General features: G+C 60.6%; 19 protein-coding genes and 1 other RNA gene. 7 read left to right on the top strand and 13 right to left on the bottom strand.

What is annotated here, in order from left to right; translation table 11 throughout:
* Positions 1–46: 46 nt before the first annotated feature.
* The 4 genes from infB to rimP all read right to left on the bottom strand — a co-directional run bounded on the left by infB (position 47) and on the right by rimP (position 5,848).
* On the bottom strand, positions 47–2,788 hold the full coding sequence (gene infB / locus GAO09_RS02595; protein ID WP_153352473.1) for a translation initiation factor IF-2: 2,742 nt from the start codon (positions 2,786–2,788) through the stop codon (positions 47–49).
* A gap of 101 nt (positions 2,789–2,889) precedes the next feature.
* Positions 2,890–3,582 carry an RNA-binding protein gene (locus GAO09_RS02590; RefSeq protein ID WP_153352472.1) on the bottom strand — a complete coding sequence of 231 codons (693 nt, stop codon included), beginning with the start codon at positions 3,580–3,582 and terminating at the stop codon, positions 2,890–2,892.
* On the bottom strand, positions 3,579–5,195 hold the full coding sequence (gene nusA / locus GAO09_RS02585) for a transcription termination factor NusA (protein ID WP_153352471.1): 1,617 nt from the start codon (positions 5,193–5,195) through the stop codon (positions 3,579–3,581). Before nusA ends, GAO09_RS02590 begins: the two co-directional genes overlap by 4 nt.
* 56 nt (positions 5,196–5,251) lie before the next feature.
* Positions 5,252–5,848, bottom strand: a complete 597-nt coding sequence (gene rimP, locus GAO09_RS02580) for a ribosome maturation factor RimP (RefSeq protein ID WP_153352470.1) — start codon at positions 5,846–5,848, stop codon at positions 5,252–5,254.
* Positions 5,849–6,113: 265 nt separating this feature from the next.
* On the opposite strand from rimP, the gene GAO09_RS02575 reads away from it, so the two are divergent.
* The gene (locus GAO09_RS02575) at positions 6,114–7,745 is read left to right on the top strand and encodes an MFS transporter (RefSeq protein ID WP_324184970.1); all 1,632 of its coding nucleotides are present in this window, start codon (positions 6,114–6,116) and stop codon (positions 7,743–7,745) included.
* Positions 7,746–7,769: 24 nt separating this feature from the next.
* Here GAO09_RS02575 and GAO09_RS02570 read toward each other — a convergent pair whose 3' ends face one another.
* Together GAO09_RS02570 and recR are read right to left on the bottom strand one after the other, a co-directional pair.
* Positions 7,770–9,011 carry a lytic murein transglycosylase gene (locus GAO09_RS02570; RefSeq protein ID WP_153352469.1) on the bottom strand — a complete coding sequence of 414 codons (1,242 nt, stop codon included), beginning with the start codon at positions 9,009–9,011 and terminating at the stop codon, positions 7,770–7,772.
* A 10-nt stretch (positions 9,012–9,021) separates the two neighbouring features.
* Positions 9,022–9,627 carry a recombination mediator RecR gene (gene recR, locus GAO09_RS02565; RefSeq protein ID WP_153352468.1) on the bottom strand — a complete coding sequence of 202 codons (606 nt, stop codon included), beginning with the start codon at positions 9,625–9,627 and terminating at the stop codon, positions 9,022–9,024.
* 181 nt (positions 9,628–9,808) lie between these two features.
* Here recR and GAO09_RS02560 point away from each other — a divergent pair, with 181 nt between their 5' ends.
* Complete coding sequence (locus GAO09_RS02560) at positions 9,809–10,429, top strand: hypothetical protein (protein ID WP_209018576.1); 621 nt, start codon at positions 9,809–9,811, stop codon at positions 10,427–10,429.
* Between the two features lie 10 nt (positions 10,430–10,439).
* Here GAO09_RS02560 and GAO09_RS02555 read toward each other — a convergent pair whose 3' ends face one another.
* The 4 genes from GAO09_RS02555 to ffs all read right to left on the bottom strand — a co-directional run bounded on the left by GAO09_RS02555 (position 10,440) and on the right by ffs (position 13,509).
* The gene (locus GAO09_RS02555) at positions 10,440–11,051 is read right to left on the bottom strand and encodes a LysE family translocator (RefSeq protein WP_324184969.1); all 612 of its coding nucleotides are present in this window, start codon (positions 11,049–11,051) and stop codon (positions 10,440–10,442) included.
* A gap of 67 nt (positions 11,052–11,118) precedes the next feature.
* Positions 11,119–11,442 (bottom strand): YbaB/EbfC family nucleoid-associated protein, encoded by a 324-nt coding sequence (locus GAO09_RS02550; protein ID WP_153352467.1) that lies wholly within the window; start codon positions 11,440–11,442, stop codon positions 11,119–11,121.
* Between the two features lie 11 nt (positions 11,443–11,453).
* Entirely contained in the window at positions 11,454–13,337 is a 1,884-nt protein-coding gene (locus tag GAO09_RS02545; protein ID WP_153352466.1) for a DNA polymerase III subunit gamma/tau, read from the bottom strand.
* A gap of 75 nt (positions 13,338–13,412) precedes the next feature.
* Positions 13,413–13,509, bottom strand: an RNA gene (gene ffs, locus GAO09_RS02540) — signal recognition particle sRNA small type.
* Between the two features lie 109 nt (positions 13,510–13,618).
* Here ffs and GAO09_RS02535 point away from each other — a divergent pair.
* The 4 genes from GAO09_RS02535 to GAO09_RS02520 all read left to right on the top strand — a co-directional run bounded on the left by GAO09_RS02535 (position 13,619) and on the right by GAO09_RS02520 (position 16,144).
* On the top strand, positions 13,619–14,023 hold the full coding sequence (locus tag GAO09_RS02535; protein ID WP_153352465.1) for an HIT domain-containing protein: 405 nt from the start codon (positions 13,619–13,621) through the stop codon (positions 14,021–14,023).
* A gap of 31 nt (positions 14,024–14,054) precedes the next feature.
* On the top strand, positions 14,055–15,017 hold the full coding sequence (gene nudC / locus GAO09_RS02530; protein WP_153352464.1) for an NAD(+) diphosphatase: 963 nt from the start codon (positions 14,055–14,057) through the stop codon (positions 15,015–15,017).
* Positions 15,014–15,709, top strand: coding sequence for a helix-turn-helix transcriptional regulator (locus GAO09_RS02525; protein WP_324184968.1), 696 nt, complete (start codon positions 15,014–15,016; stop codon positions 15,707–15,709). Before nudC ends, GAO09_RS02525 begins: the two co-directional genes overlap by 4 nt.
* Positions 15,710–15,778: 69 nt before the next feature.
* Entirely contained in the window at positions 15,779–16,144 is a 366-nt protein-coding gene (locus tag GAO09_RS02520; protein WP_153352462.1) for a VOC family protein, read from the top strand.
* Between the two features lie 250 nt (positions 16,145–16,394).
* Here the strand turns inward: GAO09_RS02520 and GAO09_RS02515 are convergent, their stop codons facing one another.
* Together GAO09_RS02515 and GAO09_RS02510 are read right to left on the bottom strand one after the other, a co-directional pair.
* Complete coding sequence (locus tag GAO09_RS02515; protein ID WP_153352461.1) at positions 16,395–17,246, bottom strand: prephenate dehydratase; 852 nt, start codon at positions 17,244–17,246, stop codon at positions 16,395–16,397.
* 8 nt (positions 17,247–17,254) lie between these two features.
* The gene (locus tag GAO09_RS02510) at positions 17,255–18,010 is read right to left on the bottom strand and encodes a 3-deoxy-manno-octulosonate cytidylyltransferase (RefSeq protein WP_153352460.1); all 756 of its coding nucleotides are present in this window, start codon (positions 18,008–18,010) and stop codon (positions 17,255–17,257) included.
* Positions 18,011–18,160: 150 nt separating this feature from the next.
* Between GAO09_RS02510 and GAO09_RS02505 the strand changes: the two genes are divergently transcribed.
* Positions 18,161–18,733, top strand: coding sequence for a c-type cytochrome (locus GAO09_RS02505; RefSeq protein WP_324184967.1), 573 nt, complete (start codon positions 18,161–18,163; stop codon positions 18,731–18,733).
* 64 nt (positions 18,734–18,797) lie between these two features.
* Here the strand turns inward: GAO09_RS02505 and GAO09_RS02500 are convergent, their stop codons facing one another.
* Complete coding sequence (locus tag GAO09_RS02500; protein ID WP_324184966.1) at positions 18,798–19,742, bottom strand: AEC family transporter; 945 nt, start codon at positions 19,740–19,742, stop codon at positions 18,798–18,800.
* Positions 19,743–19,942: the final 200 nt, after the last annotated feature.

Below are 19,942 nucleotides of genomic sequence, written 5' to 3'. Positions count from 1 at the left end.
GCCCGGTATGGTCCGGACGGCTTTTCTGTTTCGGTACCGGTTCGGCTTAGAGCGAACGGGTGATGTGTTCCACGCGGAAGCACTCGATGACGTCGCCGGCGCGGATGTCTTCGTAGTTCTCGAAGGCCATACCGCATTCCTGGCCCATCGGCACTTCCGAGACTTCATCCTTGAAGCGCTTGAGCGTCTTGAGCTTGCCTTCGTGGATGACAACGTTGTCGCGCAGCAAGCGTACACCTGCACCACGCTCGACCTTGCCTTCGACAACACGGCAACCCGCGACCTTGCCGGTCTTGGTGATGTTGAACACTTCCAGGATTTCGGCATTGCCGAGGAAGGTTTCGCGGCGTTCCGGCGAAAGCAGACCCGACATCGCTGCCTTCACGTCATCCACCAGATCGTAGATGATGTTGTAGTAGCGAAGCTCGATGCCGCCGCGTTCTGCTGCCAGGCGGGCCTGTGCGTTGGCACGAACGTTGAAGCCGATGATCGCGGCGTTGGATGCTTCGGCAAGCGAAAGATCCGATTCCGTGATGGCGCCTGCGCCCGAGTGAACGATACGGGCACGCACTTCGTCGGTGCCGAGCTTGTCGAGCGATGCGATGATTGCTTCGACCGAACCCTGCACGTCGCCCTTGATGAGCAGCGGGAACTCCTTGTAGCCGGTGTTCTGCAGCTTGCTCATCATCTGTTCGAGCGAACCGCGCTGACCGGACTGGCGTGCAACTGCCTTGTCGCGGGCCAGACGCTGGCGATATTCGGAAATCTCGCGAGCGCGGCTTTCGTTTTCAACAACGGCAAAGCGGTCACCGGCAGCAGGCGTACCCGACAGGCCGAGGATTTCGACCGGCATGGCAGGTCCTGCTTCCTTGACGTGGTCGCCCTTGTCGGTGACGAGGGCACGAACACGGCCCCACTGGTCGCCGGCAACGATGATCTGGCCAGGCTTCAGCGTACCCTTCTGGACAAGAACGGTCGCAACCGCACCACGACCGCGGTCGAGCTGGGCTTCAATGACGATACCTTCGGCAGTACGGACCGGATCGGCCTTGAGGTCGAGAATTTCGGCCTGCAGCAACACGGCTTCGAGCAGCTTGTCGAGGTTGAGCTTGTTCTTCGCCGACACTTCGACGTCGAGCACTTCACCGCCCAGCGATTCAACGAAGACTTCGTGCTGCAGAAGCTGCTGACGGACCTTGTCCGGGTTGGCTTCGTGCTTGTCGATCTTGTTGATCGCCACGATGATCGGAACGCCGGCAGCCTTTGCGTGGCTGATGGATTCGATCGTCTGCGGCATCACGGCGTCGTCGGCTGCAACCACCAGGATCGCGATATCCGTCGCCTGTGCACCACGGGCACGCATGGCCGTGAAGGCGGCGTGACCGGGGGTGTCGATGAAGGTGATCTTCTGGCCGTTCTGTTCGACCTGATAGGCACCGATATGCTGGGTAATGCCACCGGCTTCGCCCGATACAACGTTTGCCTGACGGATGGCGTCGAGCAGCGAGGTCTTGCCGTGGTCGACGTGACCCATGATCGTGACGACCGGAGGACGCGAGATCATTTCGACGGCGTCGTCGGCAACGTCGAAGATGCCTTCTTCAACGTCGGATTCCGAAACGCGCTTGACCGTGTGGCCGAATTCGCCGGCGATGAGTTCTGCGAGGTCGGCGTCGATGACGTCGCCCGGCTTCATCATCTGGCCTTCCTTCATCAGGTACTTGATCACGTCGACGGCCCGTTCGGACATACGCTGCGACAGTTCCTGAATGGTGATGGTTTCCGGCAGGATGACTTCGCGGATAACCTTTTCACGGGTTTCCTGCATCTGGCTGCGGCGGAATTTTTCCTGGCGGCGACGCATGGCAGCCATCGAGCGGCCACGGTTGTTGCCGTCGTCGTCCGTGCTGGCAGCAGTGATCGTCAGCTTGCCCTGGCGGCGACCATCGTCGGCCTTCGGGCGTGCCGGTGCTTTTGCCGGAATGACGACGGTTGCCTTGCCACGGTTCGGAGCACCACCGCGCGGCGGGCCGCGGCGGTCGTCTTCCTCGCCGACATTGCGGCGACCGGGAACGGCAGCAGCGGTACCGGGTGCGGCAGGGCGCGTCTGCGGGCGGTTTTCCTGATTGCGGGTCGCGGCCGGAGCAGCAGCAGCCGGCTGAGCGGCAGGTGCCTCGACAACAGGTTCAACAACCGGCTCTGGCGGCAGAGCGGCGATGCGCGCAGCTTCTGCTTCCGCCTCGATGCGGCGCTGTTCTTCCTCGATCTTGCGGCGGGCTTCGTCTTCGGCGCGCTTCTGCGCTTCGATGACTTCGCGTGCCTGCGCTTCCACGAGTGCGCGACGGCGGGCGTCCATTTCGCTGGCCGACAGGTCGTGCAGCACGGCGCCACGCGGGCGTTCAGGCTGGCGCGTCTGCGTCGGGGCCGGGCGATGGGCCTGTGTCTGCTGGTGAACGCGGGTCTGCGTCTGAGCCGGAGCAGGTGCCGGGGCAGCAGGGCGCGGTGCGGCTGCCGGAGCGGCCGGGCGCGGTGCAGGCGCTGCTGCTGCCGTCAGAGCGGCAGATGCCGGCGCCGGCGTTTCAGCGCGCGGCGCTGCCGGCGTCGTGATCGGGGTGATCGGCTTTTCGTCCTGCGGGCGGGTCGGGCGGCGTTTTACCGTTTCGACGACGACCGACTTCGTACGGCCGCGCCCCATATCCTGGCGCACGGTACCCTGGCTCATCCCTGAAGGCTTCAAGGTGAGGGTCTTTTTCACGCCGGCTGTCTTGTCGTCTTTGTTGTCCGTCATTCCGTTCCTGTTCCTTCGCACAGGACCGGATGAGGAACATCAGACCCTGTGTTTCAATACACGTCGTTCAATGCGGCGGCCGGCTTTTGCCGGTAACCGTGTCATGTCTCTGACCGGCCAGCGCCGCCATTTGCTCCGGAAGGACCGTTATGACGGTACGTTTCGAGCATGGTTGCGCGCTTCACTACACCTTCACCTGCCTGGCCTGCAAGCGCCACGGCATGGATAAAAGCATTCTGGCCCATCAGTTCGTCCATTTCGGCCGCGGTGAACAACGCGAAGGAAGGAATCTCCTCCTCCAGGTCGTTACCGAGCCGCCAGGCCTTACGGGCCTGGTCGATCTTGCGTTTGCCGTCCGCGGCGGCATCCGACGCGTGAAACACGGCCAGAGCCTCGCCCGAGCGGACAGCGGCATCCACTTTCGTCGCGCCGGAGATGAATTGCCCGGCCTTGCGGGCCAGGTTCATCATGCCGGCAACCTGAACGACCAGAAGCTGGTCCACCAGAGCGCCGAGTTCCGGCTCTGCACGCACCTCCTTGTTCTTGAGGGCGCGTGCAAAAATCTTGCGAGCGATGGCCTTTTCGACCAGAGCCCGTTCCGCCTTCACCCAGCAGCCGCGACCCGGCAGCTGGCGTTTCAGGTCAGGAACCACCGTCCCGTCAGGGCCGGCCACGAAGCGGATCAGCGTCTCCGGCGATCCGGCCTCGCGCGTCACGATGCAGGTGCGGTCGTTGAAAACTTCGTCCGCATCCTGATCTTCGTGATCACCGTTGGCAGAAGCCTCGGCAATCATTCCTGTTCAGCGGCTTCCGCCTCCTCCGAGGTCTCGGCAACGTCTTCTTCGGCCGTTGCAAGGTCAGCCTCGGTGATCCAGCCGGCCAGAAGACGGGCCTGCACGATCATGTTTTCGGCTTCGACACGCGAAACGTCGAACTTCGAGAACGTGCCCTCGAATTTCTTGGTCTCGTTGTTCTTGCGCTCCGACCAGCCGACAAGATCGTCGGCTGCGCAGCCGGCAAAGTCTTCAACCGTCTTGATGCCTTCTTCGCCGAGAGCGACCAGCATCTGGGCCGTCAGGCCGTCGATCTGCTTCAGCTCGTCCAGAACGCCGAGCGAAACGCGCTTGGCATCGTTTTCGGCCTCGATGCGCTCCAGGAATTCCTTGGCGCGGGTCTGGATTTCGTTGGCGGTGTCTTCGTCGAAACCGTCGATCGAGGCGATTTCATCGAGTTCGACGTAAGCCAGTTCCTCAACGGCGGCAAAACCTTCCGAAGCAAGCACCTGGCCGACCATTTCGTCGACGTCGAGGGCTTCCATGAACAGGTTGGTGCGCTCGTTGAATTCCTTCTGACGGCGTTCCGACTCTTCGGCTTCCGTCATGATGTCGATATCCCAGCCGGTCAGCTGCGATGCGAGGCGGACGTTCTGGCCGCGACGGCCGATGGCCAGCGACAACTGCTCGTCCGGAACAACCACTTCGATGCGTTCTGCATCCTCGTCGAGAACGACCTTGGCGACTTCAGCCGGCTGCAGGGCGTTGACGATGAAGGAAGCCGGATCCTGGCTCCACGGAATGATGTCGATCTTTTCGCCCTGAAGCTCGCCGACAACCGCCTGAACGCGCGAACCACGCATACCGACGCAGGCGCCGACCGGATCGATCGAGCTGTCGTTGGAGATAACAGCGATCTTGGCACGCGAACCGGGGTCACGGGCAACCGACTTGATCTGGATGATGCCGTCGTAGATTTCCGGCACTTCCATGGTGAAGAGTTTTACCATGAACTGCGGATGCGTACGCGACAGGAAAATCTGCGGGCCACGCTGTTCGCGGCGCACGTCGTAGACGTAGGCACGAACGCGGTCGCCGTACCGCATGTTTTCGCGCGGGATCATCTCATCGCGACGGATGATGCCTTCGCCACGGCCGAGATCGACGATGACGTTGCCGTATTCGACGCGCTTGACGGTACCGTTGACGATTTCGCCCATACGGTCCTTGAACTCATCGAACTGGCGGTCACGCTCGGCTTCGCGCACCTTCTGCACGATGACCTGCTTGGCCGACTGCGCGGCGATACGGCCAAAATCCATCGGCGGCAGCGGATCGGCAATGAAGTCGCCGAGCTTGGCGTCGACATTGCGGTCGCGCGCCAGTTCCAGCGGGATCTGCGTGCCGTAGTCTTCGGCAACTTCGACCACTTCGAGAAGACGCTGAAGGCGGATTTCGCCGGTCTTCGAGTTGATGTCGGCGCGAATATTGGTCTCAGAGCCGTAACGCGAACGTGCGGCCTTCTGGATCGCGTCGGCCATGGCGGCCAGAACGATTTCCCGGTCGATGACCTTTTCGCGCGCAACTGCATCTGCGATCTGCAGAAGTTCAAGCCGGTTCGCACTCACTGCCATAGTCGTTGGTCTCCGTAGGTCGAAATGCTGACTGCCGTTAGGCAGGGTTTCATTTGTTATTCTGCGTCTTGTTCGTCTGCGTCGTCGTTCTGGTTGGCCGCCTGCTTGGCAAGCTTGTCGGCCTTCAGCGCGTCGCGGATCAGGTCGTCCGTCAGGATCAGCTTGCCTTCGGCCAGCGCCGAGAACGGAATGGTCACATGCGGCTCTTCGCCGGCAGCCACCTGGTCGCGCTCAAGCACAAAACCGTCTTCGTTGGTCTCGCCGATCTTGCCGCGGAAACGCTTCTTGCCGTCGACCAGGATCGAGGTCTCCAGCTTGATGAGATGGCCGGCCCAACGCGCGAAATCGGACTTGCGCACCATGGGGCGATCAATGCCCGGCGACGACACTTCCAGATGATACTCCTTGTCGATGGGATCTTCCACATCGAGAACCGGCGAAATCGCGGTGGACACGGCTTCGCAGCCTTCGACATCCATCGTGCCGTCTTCGCGCTCGGCCATGATCTGCAGCGTCATGCCGTTCTGGTTCATCATGCGGACGCGCACCAGGCGGAAACCCATGCCGATCAGCGTGGGCTCAATGATTTCTGCGATCCTGAGGTCAAGGCCTGTCTCGACGATGAGACGTGGCTCCAGTTCGGTTGGCTGCATGTTTTATCCGGCGTTTTATCGCTTGAGTGCGATGCTTCTCCCGCGACCGGCTAATAAAAAAGAGCGGGTCCTTGCGGGCCCACCCTTCATCAGACGATCAAGAATTTAAAGGCTATATACGCCTCAAGCCGCAGGATTGCAAGGGTTGTACGATCAGCGGTTTAGCCTCGCCTAAACCATATCGGCATCGACCCCTCTTTCAGCTTGCCCTCATGAGCCATGTCTCTAGGTTAGGGATCAACAAGAATCATTCAGGAACAGCACAGTGCCCGATCGGGTGTCGCCTCTCGCGCCTTTCAGCCACCAGACATTTCGCACGGTCTGGTTCGCCAGCATCTCCTCCAATCTCGGCGGGCTGATCCAGGCGGTGGGTGCCGCCTGGATGATGACCTCGATCACCACTTCGCAGGACATGGTGGCGCTGGTGCAGTCGTCAACGACGCTGCCGATCATGCTGTTCTCGCTGATCTCGGGCGCCTTGGCCGACAATTACAATCGCCGCGGCATCATGCTGACCGCCCAGATCTTCATGCTGATCGTGTCCTCGCTGCTGACGCTCTGCGCCTATCTCGACGTTTTGACGCCGTGGTCTCTCCTGACCTTCACCTTCCTGATCGGCTGCGGTGTAGCGCTCAATAATCCGTCCTGGCAGGCCTCGGTCGGCGACATGGTGCCGCGCGAGGTGCTACCGGCCGCCGTTACACTCAACAGCGTCGGTTTCAACATCACCCGTAGCGTCGGTCCGGCTATCGGTGGCGCCATCGTGGCGGGGGCCGGGGCGGCGGCCGCCTTCGCCGCCAACACGATCAGCTATTTCGCGCTGATCTACGCACTGGCCCGCTGGCGCCCACAATATATCAAGACAAAACTGCCGCGCGAAACCATGCTGCGTGCCATCTCCGCCGGCATAGGTTATGTCGCCATGTCGCCGAACATCCTCAATGTGATGTTCCGCTCCTTCATCTTCGGCATTTCCACCAGCATCATTCTCGCCCTCCTGCCGATCGTCGCGCGTGATCTCGTCTCCGGCGGTCCGCTCACCTACGGCATCATGCTCGGCGCTTTCGGCATCGGCGCCATCGGCGGCGCCTTTGCCAATGCGGGCTTGCGTGAAAAATTTACCTCGGAAACCATCGTCCGCATGTCTTTCTGCGGCTTTGCCATCAGCGCCGTTGTCACCGCGTTCAGCACCAATGCTTGGGTCACCACGGCTGTCATGCTCATTCCCGGCGCCTGTTGGGTCATGGCGCTGTCGCTGTTCAACGTCACGGTGCAGATGTCGACGCCGCGCTGGGTCGTCGGTCGCGCCCTGTCGCTGTACCAGACGGCCGTTTTCGGCGGCATGGCGGGTGGCAGCTGGATGTGGGGTCTGGTTGCCGAAAACCACGGCGCACCCGTCGCCTTCCTCTGTTCCGCCACCGTCATGGCTCTTGGCATCGTCATCGGTCTGCGCATGCGCCTGCCGCAGTTCGAAAGCCTCAATCTCGATCCGCTGGGCACGTTCAACGAGCCGTCACTGCGCCTCGACCTGAAGGCCCGAAGCGGCCCGATCGTGCTGCTGATCGATTATACGATCGGCGAAAAGGATGTGGCCGAATTCCTTGAACTGATGTCGCAGCGCCGCCGCATCCGCATCCGCGATGGCGCCCGCCAATGGACATTGATGCGCGATCTGGAAAACCCGGATATCTGGACGGAAACTTATCACACCGCCACATGGGCGGACTACGTGCGCCACAACCAGCGCCGCACCCAGGCGGATGCCGATGTCTGGAAGCGTATCCGCGAACTGCATGTCGGCGAGGTTGGCCCGCGCGTTCACCGCATGATCGAACGTCAGGCCATCCCGCCGCGCGACGATATTTTTCACAAGGCACCGATCGATTTGCAGCATTGAGGCAGGGAGTGCCGGGCGTTCGACCTACCGCAACTTGCCCTTCAGCGAGGCATCCGGATAGCAGGTCTGCGCCAACCCGCTTTTCGCCTGCCAGTCACCCAGCGAGCGGCGGGTTTTGAAGCCCGGCAATCCATCGACATTGCCGACATCATAACCTTTGGCCACCAGCGCCTTCTGCATGGCGAGCACATCAGAGCGCAGCATCTTGCCGACATCGCCCCATTGAGCCTGAAACGGCCCCGCGCCATAGGCGATGCGGTCGGCTAGATTGCCGATGAACAGCGCATAGAGGTCGGAGTTGTTATATTCCTTGATGACGTAGAAATTCGGCGTCACCAGAAATTCCGGCCCGCCGCGCCCGGCCGGCACCAGCATCATGCCATCGGCCTTCAGATCGGCAGATGGAAAGGCCTTGCCGGAAACGCGCGTGATGCCCGTGGCTGCCCAGGCGGAAACCGGCTTGGCCAGATCCGGCCCTTCCTGCGCACAGGAGACGTTTTGCGGAAGGCTGACTTCAAAGCCCCAGTCACGGCTGCGCTGCCAGCCTTCCTTTTGCAGGTAATGGCCGATCGAGGCGAGTGCGTCCGGCACCGAGTTCCAGATATCGGCACGGCCATCCCCATCGAAATCGACGGCATATTTCATATAGCTGGTCGGCATGAACTGCGGTTGGCCAAGTGCGCCGGCCCATGAACCCTTCATGGTCGCAGCACTGACGTCACCGCGCTGGATCATCTGCAAGGCAGCAATCAGTTCTTCACGAAACATGTCCTTGCGGGTGGACATGAAGGCCTTTGTCGCCAGAACCTGCACGGCAGAATAGGGCATGCGCGCCTTGCCGAAACCAGATTCCCGGCCCCAGATGGCAACAATCACCTCGCCGGGCACGCCATAGGCCGCCTCGATCTTCTTCAGCGTAGAACCATAGGTGCTGGCCAACGCTCGGCCGGTCGTCGCCAGCCCCTGCAGGCGTTTTTCGTTGAAGTAGGCGCCGGGAGAAGAAAATTCCGCTTGGCTCTGGTCCTGTTTTTTCGGCAGCTTGCTGCCCGGCGGCACGAGATCCGGCAGATCCCAGTTCAGCGAAACACCATCAAAAGCTGCCTTGATCGTACGCTCCGAAACGCCGGCCTTCTTGGCCTCAGCGGAAAGATCGCCAGCGATCCATCGCTGGAACTGTTTTTCAACATCCGGCTTGTTCTGGGCGAGCGCGGGGAGGGGAAGAAAAGCGAGAGCGCAGGCCAGCACTGCGGCCAGTTTCTTTTTCATAAGCTCCTCCTCAGATCGCTGTACGTGCCCGAAGTGCTGCACTCAGCGTACCTTCATCAAGATAATCAAGCTCACCGCCCACTGGCACCCCATGCGCCAGACGGGTGATGGCAACGCCTAGATCGGCCAGCCGGTCGGTAATGTAATGCGCCGTCGTCTGTCCCTCGACGGTGGCGTTCACGGCAATGATGATTTCCTTGACGCCGCCTTCGCTCACCCGGTCGATCAACCCCTTGATGTTGAGGTCATCCGGTCCGACACCATCGAGCGGCGAAAGGGTGCCGCCCAGCACGTGATAGGCGGCATTCATCACGCCAGCCCGCTCCAGCGCCCAGAGGTCTGACACGTCCTCGACGACGATGATGACCGACTGGTCCCGGCGGTCGTCGGTGCATACGGTGCAGGGATCGATCGTATCGACATTGCCGCAGTGTGAGCAGACTTTGACCTTGTCATAGGCCTCGCCCATGGCAGACCCCAGCGGACCCAGCAACTGGTCCTTCTTCTTGATCAGGTGAAGTGCCGCCCGTCGGGCGGAGCGGGGCCCAAGTCCCGGCACTTTCGCCAGAAGCTGGATGAGTTTTTCGATTTCGGGACCGGTCACGCGTTTTGCCATGCGCCGCTTGTAGCCGATTCATCGGCACCTGTCCTCCTAAACGGATGGAGCTGCAAAGCGGGCATAAAGACCAGCGATGAGGCATCTGGGAAGGAATATCACCAATCCGTGATGTTTGGTGATATGATGCGATTGGTTTTGCGCCCTATACCGCTTGGGTGATGGTCATGCGGAGCTTTGTATGAGTGTTTTGAGACGCTTTCCCTTCGTGATCCTGCTCGGTGGGCTGGGCTTTCCGCTTGGCGGCGCGGTCGATACCGTCGCCCAGGAAACGGACGAGATCACGCATGACCAGTCGGTTTTCCTTTTCGGCGGTGGCATGACGGATGGAGACATGGCCCAATCGGCCAATCCGTTCGGGGTCGGTTATGAAGGTCACCCGCTTTTCGGCATTGGATACCAGATTTTTCCATACGAGATCGGCGCCGTGAAACTTGGTGTCGAAGCCGGCCTTGCAGGACGGTTCGGCGGCAATACCAATGCCGAAATCTGGGGCGGTGTCGTCGGTCGTTACGAAGGCATCGAAATCGCGAATACCGTGCGCATCGTGCCATCCTTCACCTTCGGCCTCAGCCATGTGACGAAAACCATGAATGGCCGCGAGCGCAGGAATGAGGAAGAGCGTGACGGCAATGCCGGCACGCTGTTTTATCTCGGTCCGGAGATCAGCTTTAGCACAGTCTCCCGTCCCGATGTCGAGCTATTCTGGCGGCTGCATCACCGCTCCGGCGCATGGGGCACCTTGGGTGACATGCATGGCGGCTCTAACGCCAATGTTGTCGGCGTGCGTTACAATTTCTGACGAAGGATTTTTAGCGCGCCGCGATCGCTGCCGCAGCACCCGCCATGGTGCCGGCCGAAATGCGGTTGGCGATCTTCACCGCACGTGGGCTTTTCAGGAACTGTCGCGCCTTGGCCGCCAATGCCATCCAGGCGACGTCCACCGTTGCCAGAACGACAATCATCGCCGCCACCAGTTCCGCCCAGCCAATCAGCGTCACGCCGGCAAGGTCGATGATCGAAGGCAGCAGCGCCACATAAAAGATCATGATTTTCGGATTGCCAAGCGTCACTGTCAGTCCGGCCAGAAACATTTTCATTCCGGACCGGCTCTCCGGTAGATCTTCACCGCCAACGGTCGCGGGCGCAGTCCACATTCTCCAGGCCAGATAGAGAAGATAGGCGACGCCGATCCACTTGATCGCCACGAAGACCGGTTGAAAGCTTTCCGCGACTGCTGCAAGGCCGGCCACCGCCAGCGACAGCCAGATCGCCTCGCCCACCCACATCGCGGCAATGAACGGCAGAACGTTGCGCCAGCCCTTGGAAAGCACGCGTGCCACCAGTGCGGCAATGCTTGGGCCCGGTGAGCCGGCGGCTACGAAAAGGGTTGCTGCGAAAACCAGAATGGATGTGAATGTCACGGCCGCGCTCCTCCGGCAGAGAAAAAATCGGGCGCATCGGATGCGATGCGCCCGATCCCATCAAAAATCAGAACGGGAACTTCATGCCCGGAGGGATCGGCAGACCTGCGGTCAGTTCGCGGGTCTTTTCCGCGGTCGTGGCATCGGCCTTGTCCTTGGCATCCTTGTGGGCGGCGATGATCAGATCCTCAAGGATCTCTACGTCGTCTTCCTTGAACAGCGACGGGTCGATCTTCACGCCGAGCATTTCGCCCTTGCCGTTCAGGCGTACGGTCACGAGGCCGCCACCCGATGTGCCTTCGACTTCGAGAAGGGCGATATCCGCCTGCATCTTCTCCATCTTGGCCTGCATTTCCTTGACCTTGCCCATCATGCCCATGATGTCACGCATCGTATTTTTCCTTATTGATCGGTGTCGATGTCGTCGCCGGGCAGAATATCGCCTTCGGCGGTTTCGATCACGGCCGGTGGGGCCGCGGTCTCGTCGTCGTCGGATGTGTCGTCGACGCGAATGCGCACGTCGATAACCTTGGCACCCGGAAACTGGCCGAGAATGGCCATGATATCCGGGTCGGTACGGGCATCGACCAGCCGCGTCTCACGCGCCTTGTTATCGATCTCGACCAGTGTGGCCGAACCCTCTTCGCGGCTAAGCGAGATGATCCAGTGGATGCCGGTCCATTCCTTCAGCTTGACGCCGAGTTCGCCCGGAAGCGAGGCAGGGCCGCCTTCGGTCAGGCGCATATCCAGCCGGCCGGGCTCAACCTTCACCAGACGCACGAAATTGCGCACCAGCGCTTTCAGCTTGGCGTCGCGGTGTTTCACGCACAGATCGACAATGTCGTTGAGAGAATTGACCGATACCTGCGGCGCAGCTTTTTCTGCCGGCTGCGGTTCGATGCGGCCAACCGGCATTTCCTGACGGTCCGGCATCGGCACGGAATGCAGGCGCGCCGTCGCGCCATTGCCGCTAATGCCTTGCGGCATGCCGATCGCACGCGCACTGGTCATTGGCGCAGACTGCATAGCCTGCGATCCACCGCCGCCGCCATTCGGCGCACCACGCGGAGCGACACCTTCACCACCGCCATTGGCGATATCCAGCATCCGTCTTGCTGCTTCTTCCGGCGAAGGAAGATGGGCCGCATGCGTCAGACGGATCAGCACCATTTCGGCGGCACCGGCAGGGCGTGAGGAATTTTCTGCTTCCGGGATACCCTTCAGCAGCATCTGCCAGATGCGCGAGAGCGTGCTCACAGCCACCGACTGCGCATATTCAGGCCCGCGTGTGCGCTCCACTTCGCTCAGCGAAGGATCGTTGGCGGCATCGGGAATATATTTGAAACGGGTAACCAGATGGGTGAAGTCGGCAAGATCCGTCAGCACCACCACCGGGTTGGCGCCAGCCTCGTATTGTGCGGTGAATTCGGACAGTACCGCTGTCACATCGCCGGCCACCACATGGCCAAAAAGGTCGACGATGCGGGCGCGGTCGGCCAAGCCAAGCATTCCACGCACGGTATCGGCATGCACGCTGCCGCCGCCATGGGCAATCGCCTGATCGAGCAGTGAAAGACCGTCGCGTGCAGAGCCTTCGGCGGCACGGGCGATCATGGCCAGCGCTTCCGGCTCGGCGGTAATGCCTTCCTTCTGCGCAATCGTGCCAAACAGGCCGACCAGATCGGCGGCACTGATGCGGCGCAGGTCGAAACGCTGGCAGCGCGAAAGAACGGTGATCGGAACTTTTCTGATTTCCGTCGTCGCAAAAATGAATTTCACATGTTCCGGCGGCTCTTCGAGCGTCTTCAACAGGCCGTTGAAGGCCTGAGTAGACAGCATGTGCACTTCGTCGATGATGTAGACTTTGTAGCGCGCCGAAACCGGGCGGTAGCGCACCTGCTCGATGATCTCGCGAATATCATCGATACCCGTATGCGAGGCGGCGTCCATCTCGATCACGTCGACATGGCGGCCTTCCATGATCGCCTGGCAATGTTCGCCGGGTTCACGCAGGTCGATGGTCGGGCGATCCATCTCGGCGGTCTTGTAGTTCAGGCCACGCGCCAGAATGCGGGCGGTGGTGGTTTTGCCCACTCCGCGTACGCCGGTCAGCATGTAGGCCTGGGCAATACGGCCGGTCTCGAACGCATTGGTCAGCGTGCGAACCATCGGTTCCTGCCCGACCATGAGGTCGGAAAAATCCTTGGGGCGATATTTTCGCGCCAGCACCCGGTAACCGCTGCCGGTGCTCGAATTGGTCGTCGATGGGGTGCCGGTATCGCTCATATAAATCCTGCCAGCTTACGGGCCATTCCGGCCGCAAGGTTCTTGACCGGACCGGACGCTGGCCAAGATGAGAGGGTGGGAGGCTGGCACGGCGACCCGTGCCTGGCTCGTTAGGGCTGCTTCCTTCCGGACCTGACCCGGTTGGCGAGTGGCTCGTCCACCACCAACCTCCCACCGCTCATATCGTCAATATCGCTGGCAAATGCAAGCCAACCCTGTAAAAAACTAGTGGCGGTCATGCGCCGCCCTCAGAAAAAGACTTGGATACGGGAGGAAAACCCTTGGCAGCCTTCGAACTCGACGAGCGCCTTGCGCGCGATACTGTGCTGGTCACGGTCACCGGGCTGTGCCAGCTGCGCGTCATGAAAGACGGCCGCTGGCCCTGGGTCATGTTGGTGCCGCAGCGCGCCGGCGTCACCGAACCGTTTGATCTCACGCCACTCGATCAGGCCATGCTGACCTTCGAAACCAACATGGTCGCATCAGCCCTGAAGACGGTTACGGGCGCAAAAAAGATCAATGTCGGCGCGCTTGGAAACATCGTCAGCCAACTCCATGTCCATATCGTCGCGCGTTCCGAAGGCGATCCGAACTGGCCCGGCCCGATCTGGGGTTTTGGCACGTCGCAGCCGCGCAGCGAGGCCGAAATGCAGCAATTCATCAAGGCGCTCAGCCAAGCGCTCTGATCCGTTCACACATGACCCGGTGAAATGTCACATGACGAAAACGCTTTTCGATACCGACGCCCCTCATCCCGAACCGAGCAGCATGACGGCCTTTGCCGGCAACATGCTCGACCGGCAGGCCGAATACCGGGGCGAGGATTGTATCGAAAAGGCGCTCGCCATCGAAGGCACGCATATCTTTGCCTTTTCCGGCAACAAGCTCATCCTGAAGCACGATGATCGTGTTCTCGATCCGCTGTTTTCGGCCTATGAACTGTCCGACCTGCAGCCGGATTTCGATCACGCCATTCTGCTCGGCTACAAGGAAAACGGCGAGCCGCGCATCGCGGTCCCGGTCGGCATCCCAGACGATGAGCTCGCCAGCCATTTCAAGCCGGCCGATGCCCGCGCTCTTTATCGCGACGCGCTGCTGGAAGGCGAAATTTTAGGCGAGGTGGCGCAGGCCGTCAGCCTGATGGCCTGGAATGCCGCCAACCGTTTCTGCGGTAAGTGCGGCGCGGCCACGGAGCCGAAAATCGGCGGCTACAAACGCGTTTGCACATCTTGTGACCACATGATGTTCCCGCGCACCGATCCGGTCGTCATCATGCTGACCGTGGATGTGGAAAAGGATATCTGCCTGCTTGGCCGCAGCCATCATTTTCAGGAGGGCATGTATTCCTGCCTTGCCGGTTTTGTCGAACCGGGCGAAACGATGGAGCACGCCGTGCGCCGCGAAACATTCGAGGAGGCCGGCATCGAAACCGGCCGCGTGCGCTACCACGCCTCGCAGCCATGGCCGATGCCGCACACGCTGATGATCGGCTGTTATGCCGAGGCGACCTCGTCTGAAATCAAGATCGATCCTCAGGAAATGTCGGACGTGCGCTGGTTCACCCGCGCCGAGGTGACGCAAATGCTCGATGCCGGGCCGGATAGCCAGTTTTTCGCCCCGCATCCGGGCGCCATCGCCTACCGGCTGATGCGCGACTGGATCGACTGGCCGCAGCCGTGACGGTTGCCCGTTCGGAACGCCTGCTGACACTTCTGCAGGTGCTGCGGCGTTACCGCCAGCCCGTCAGCGGCAAGATTTTGGCGCAGGAAACCGGCGTCAGCCTGCGCACGCTCTACCGCGATATCGCCAGCCTGCAGGCGCAAGGTGCTCTAATCGAAGGCGAGGCGGGTCTTGGCTATGTGCTGAAACCCGGCTTCATGCTGCCGCCGATGATGTTTTCGCCGGAAGAAATTGAGGCATTGGTGCTTGGCTCCCGCTGGGTGGCGAAAATGGCAGATGTCCGCCTTGCTGCCGGCGCCGTTGATGCCCTGGAAAAAATTGCCGCCGTGCTGCCGTCTGAACTCAGGGCGGAAATCGACGAATCCACCCTGCTGGTCGCCGGCCCGCGTCGTCCGGACGACAAGTCCGATCTGGTGCTGATCCGCAAGTCGATCCGCGCGGAACATATTCTCGAACTCGCCTATGAGGATGAAAAAGGCGCGCTGACGCAGCGTCGTGTCTGGCCCTTCGCGCTCGGCTTTTTCGACAGTATCCGCATCATGATCGCGTGGTGCGAGATGCGGCAAGGGTTTCGCCATTTCCGCACCGACCGCATCGCTTCCGCCATCTCGACGGAAAAGCGATATCCTCGGCGGCGCTCGGTCCTGTTGAAGGCGTGGCGCGAGGATCAGGGTATTCCTGCGCCTCACTGAAGTTGCTGCTGACAGAATTTGACGCAGGTGCCCATAAGGTCCGCTCAGTCCCAACCAAGGAGCACTGAGATGAACCACCCCGATTTTGTCATCCTCTACGTCGACAACACGGCCGCCAGCACCGCTTTTTACCGTGACCTGCTTGGCGCAGAGCCGGTCGAAAATGTTCCCACTTTCTCGATGTTCGTCTTGTCGACTGGTATGAAGCTTGGCCTGTGGTCCCGCCACACGGCATTGCCGACGGTCACGGGCGAAAGCGGTGGTTCGGAAATCGGCTTTCGCGTCAATGCTGCCGCGGATGTCGATCGCATCTATGCGGATTGGACAAAACGCGGCCTGCGCGTGCTGCAAACCCCGGTCAACGCCGATTTCGGTTACACATTCACCGTGACCGATCCCGACGGCCACCGCCTGCGCGTCTATGCCAGAGCTTGATCACGCATGAAACGAAAGAGGGCGGCGTTCGAAAACGCCGCCTTGTCAGAGTGCTGACAGTATTGGCAATCATTGAGCTCGTCATCCTAGGGCTTGTCCCTAGGATCTAACCACATCAATGATATCAAGCCGTTGCAGATCCTCGGGACAAGCCCGAGGATGACGATGGTTAGGTTTCTGACCTTGTCATCAAGCCAAGAAGGCGACTTTTAAAAAGACCATCACCTTAAAGACAATCGATAGGACGCCGTTACAGCGTGCCGCGCATCGCATGGCCCTTGTAGACGCCGAGAATGCGCACCTTCTCCGAAAAGAACCGCAGTTCCTCCAGCGCGCGGCGCAGAGCCGGATCGTCGGGATGTCCCTGCACATCCGCATAAAACTGCGTGGCAATGAACTTGCCGCCGATCTGGTAGCTTTCCAGCTTGGTCATGTTGATGCCGTTGGTGGCAAAACCGCCCAGCGCCTTGTAGAGCGCTGCCGGAATGTTGCGCACGTTGAAGACGAAAGTGGTGACGATCACCTCCGCCACGTCCTCACGTGTTGCCCAGGCTTCGTCACGCGACAGGATGACAAACCGCGTCACGTTGTTTTCCGAATCCTCGACATTCTCCGCCAGAATATCCAGCCCGTAGAGGTCGGCCGCCAGTCGCGGCGCAAGCGCCGCCATCGAGCGGTCGCCTTGCTCCGAAACCAGCTTGGCGGCCCCCGCCGTGTCACCGGCAACCACGGCCTTCCAGCCATTGCTGCGGATGATCTTTCGGCACTGTCCGAGCGCATGGATATGGCTGTGCACGGTGCGAATCTCGTCGCGTTGCACGCCCGGCATCACCATCAGCTGAAAGCGGATCGGCATAAAATATTCGCCGATGATGTTGAGCCGCGATTCCGGTAGCAGGTGGTGAATGTCGGCCACGCGGCCGGCAAGCGTGTTTTCGATCGGGATCATTGCCAGATCGGCCTCGCCGTTTTCCAGCGCGTTGAACGCGTCCTCGAAAGTCGGGCAGGGCAGCGGCTCCATGTTCGGAAACATGTCGCGGCAGGCCATGTCGGAATTGGCGCCGTAATCGCCCTGGAAGGAAATGCGGTTGGTCACGGTCATGATGTCCTTCACTTGGTACGGCCGGCGAGGATCGCCCGCGCCTTTTCGAGATCGGCAGGTGTATCGACGCCCAGCGGCACCGAATGCACGATTTCCACATCGATGCGCATGCCGGCTTCCAGCGCGCGCAACTGTTCCAGCTTTTCGCGTTGTTCCAGCACGGATGGTTTCATCGAAACGAAACGCTCCAGCGCCGCGCGGCGATAGGTGTAGAGGCCGATATGGTGATAGAGCGGGCCGTCGCCATAAGGCGCGGTCGTGCGGGTAAAATACAGCGCCCTCAGCCGCGTGTCGGAAATCGGCGAACCGACGACCTTTACCACATGCGGGCTGGCCTTCTCGTGCTCGTCGGTAATCTCGACCGTCAGCGTGGCGATATCGACGTCCGGGTTTTCCAGCGGCTTCAGCGAAGCCTGCACCACCTCCGGCTCGATCGTCGGCAGGTCGCCCTGCACGTTGATGATGAATTCGGCCTTTGCATCCGGATCCACAAGCTGCACCGCCTCGAAAATCCGGTCCGAACCGGATTGGTGGTCAGCACGTGTCATCACCACCTCGAAACCGGCTTGCCTGACGACATCGAACACGCGCTGGTCATCGACGGCGACAACCACCCGGCCGACATTGGCTTCCGTGGCGCGTTTTGCCACCTGGATGATCATCGGCAAGCCGTTGATATCGGCGAGCGGTTTGTCCGGCAGGCGGGTCGATGCCATGCGTGCGGGGATCAGAACCAGCGCCTTGTCGGAAGCCAAACTTGTCATGGTAAGCCCTTCTATTTCAGTGCAAACAGTGGCAAAACGTCTCAGTTGCGAGTGCTACATTCGGATTGCACGCGTGGTGCAGAAGCCATAGCTTCTGTGCAATTTCAAGACTCCGCCGACATTTGGGCGGTTAAGTGGGAGGGTGTCGTCGTGAATCCCTATGTGAATATGGGCGTGGGAGCCCTTCTGGCCTCGGTTTTTGTCCTGATGTCGGTTTCGATCGCATCGGAAGGGCTGTTCCATTCGCCAGCGCCGGAAAAGCCCGGTTTCGAGATCGTCGCGGAAGAAGCAGCGGCCGGAGGCGGCGGGGAGGCCGCACCAGCAGCCGTTCCGATCGCCCAGCTTATGGCCAGTGCCGATGCCAAGGCCGGCGAAACCGCCTTCAAGAAGTGTCAAAGCTGTCATGACGCGACCAAGGGAGGGCCCAACAAGGTTGGTCCCAATCTCTTCGGTCTCGTCAATCGTCCGATCGCCAAGCATGAGGGTTTCAGCTATTCGGCTGCCATGAAGGATTATTCCAAGGGCGGCGAGGAAAAGTGGACTTACGACCACCTCAGCCACTTCCTTGCCGGTCCGAAGGCTTACATTCCCGGCACCGCCATGGGCTTTGCAGGCGTGAAGAAGGATGAGGAACGCGCCAACCTGATCGCTTACCTGCGCACGCTGGCCGATACGCCTGAACCGCTGCCGGATCCGGCTGCACCGCCACCGGCCACCAACTGATCATTTCGCTGAATGCAAAAAGCCCGGCTCAAACCGGGCTTTTTTGATGTCTGCCGCGAAAAAATCAGCCCAGCAGCCACATCCAGAAACTGACGGTGAAGACGCCGAACAGCGTGGTGATGCTGATGGTCGAGGCCGCCATGCCCTGGCCGGCGCGAAACCGCATGGCGATCAGCCAGGCATTGATGCCGGTCGGCACCGAAGAGGTGATAACGATCGCCATCGTCCAGGCGGGAGAAAGCTCCAGAAGATGCGCCACCGCAAACACGCAGGCCGGCATCAGCATCAGTTTCAGCGATGCCGTCACGGTGGCAAGGCCCAGATTGCCGCGGATCGGATATTGCGTCAGCGTCATGCCGAGCGAGATCAATGCCAGCGGCGCGGTGGTGGAGGCGATCTGGTCGACAAGGTTCTTGGCCAGAGACGGCAATGTAAGGCCCAACCCGTTCATGATCAGACCTGCAAAAAGCGCGATGACAAGCGGGTTGCGGATCAGGTTGGAACCGACCTGTTTCAACACGGCCATGATGCTGCGGCGTCCGCCGCCATCCACCTTGGCAGCGGCACTTTCCATCAAAACCGTACCCACCACCATCATCAGCGGCAGGTGAATGGCAATTAGAATGGAGAGCGCAACGATACCGTCATTGCCGACCGACAGGCCGACCAGTGGCAGGCCGATGAACACGTTGTTGGCGAAGGCCGAAGACATGCCGGCGATCACCCCGATCTTGGCGTCGCGGGCAAACAGGTAACGGGCCACGAGGTGTCCGACCGTCCAGGTGATGGCGACGCCGGTAAAATAGGCGATCCAGAGCCGGAACGGCGAGGCGCCGTGAAAATCCGCCTCGGCCAGTGTGCGAAAAATCAAAAGTGGCAGCGGCAGCTTGAAGACGAATTCACCCAGGGCATCCCCCACTTTGGCACTGACGAATTTGGTTCGTGCCAGCGTCCAGCCCAGAAGAATGAGAAGGAAGACAGGGGCGACATTCAAAAAGACAGCTGACACGGAAAATGCTTTCGGGAGACGGGAGTATGATTGCGTCTAGCGCATATCGCTCAGCGCGACAAATGCATTGCCAACGATTCAGTGTCCCGTTCCGTTATTATCTGGTGCCGGCGTCATCTGGCCGCATCCAACAAAAAAGCGGGGGAAGCCCCCGCTTTCCGTCCCGATCCTGTCGGGTGTCCGGTTCAACTTCCGCCAGT

Origin of the sequence: Endobacterium cereale (assembly GCF_009617585.1) — a bacterium.
GTDB lineage: Bacteria > Pseudomonadota > Alphaproteobacteria > Rhizobiales > Rhizobiaceae > Neorhizobium > Neorhizobium cereale.
The sequence above is the reverse complement of the archived record's forward strand: the minus strand, read 5'-3'. Positions and strand labels throughout refer to the sequence as shown.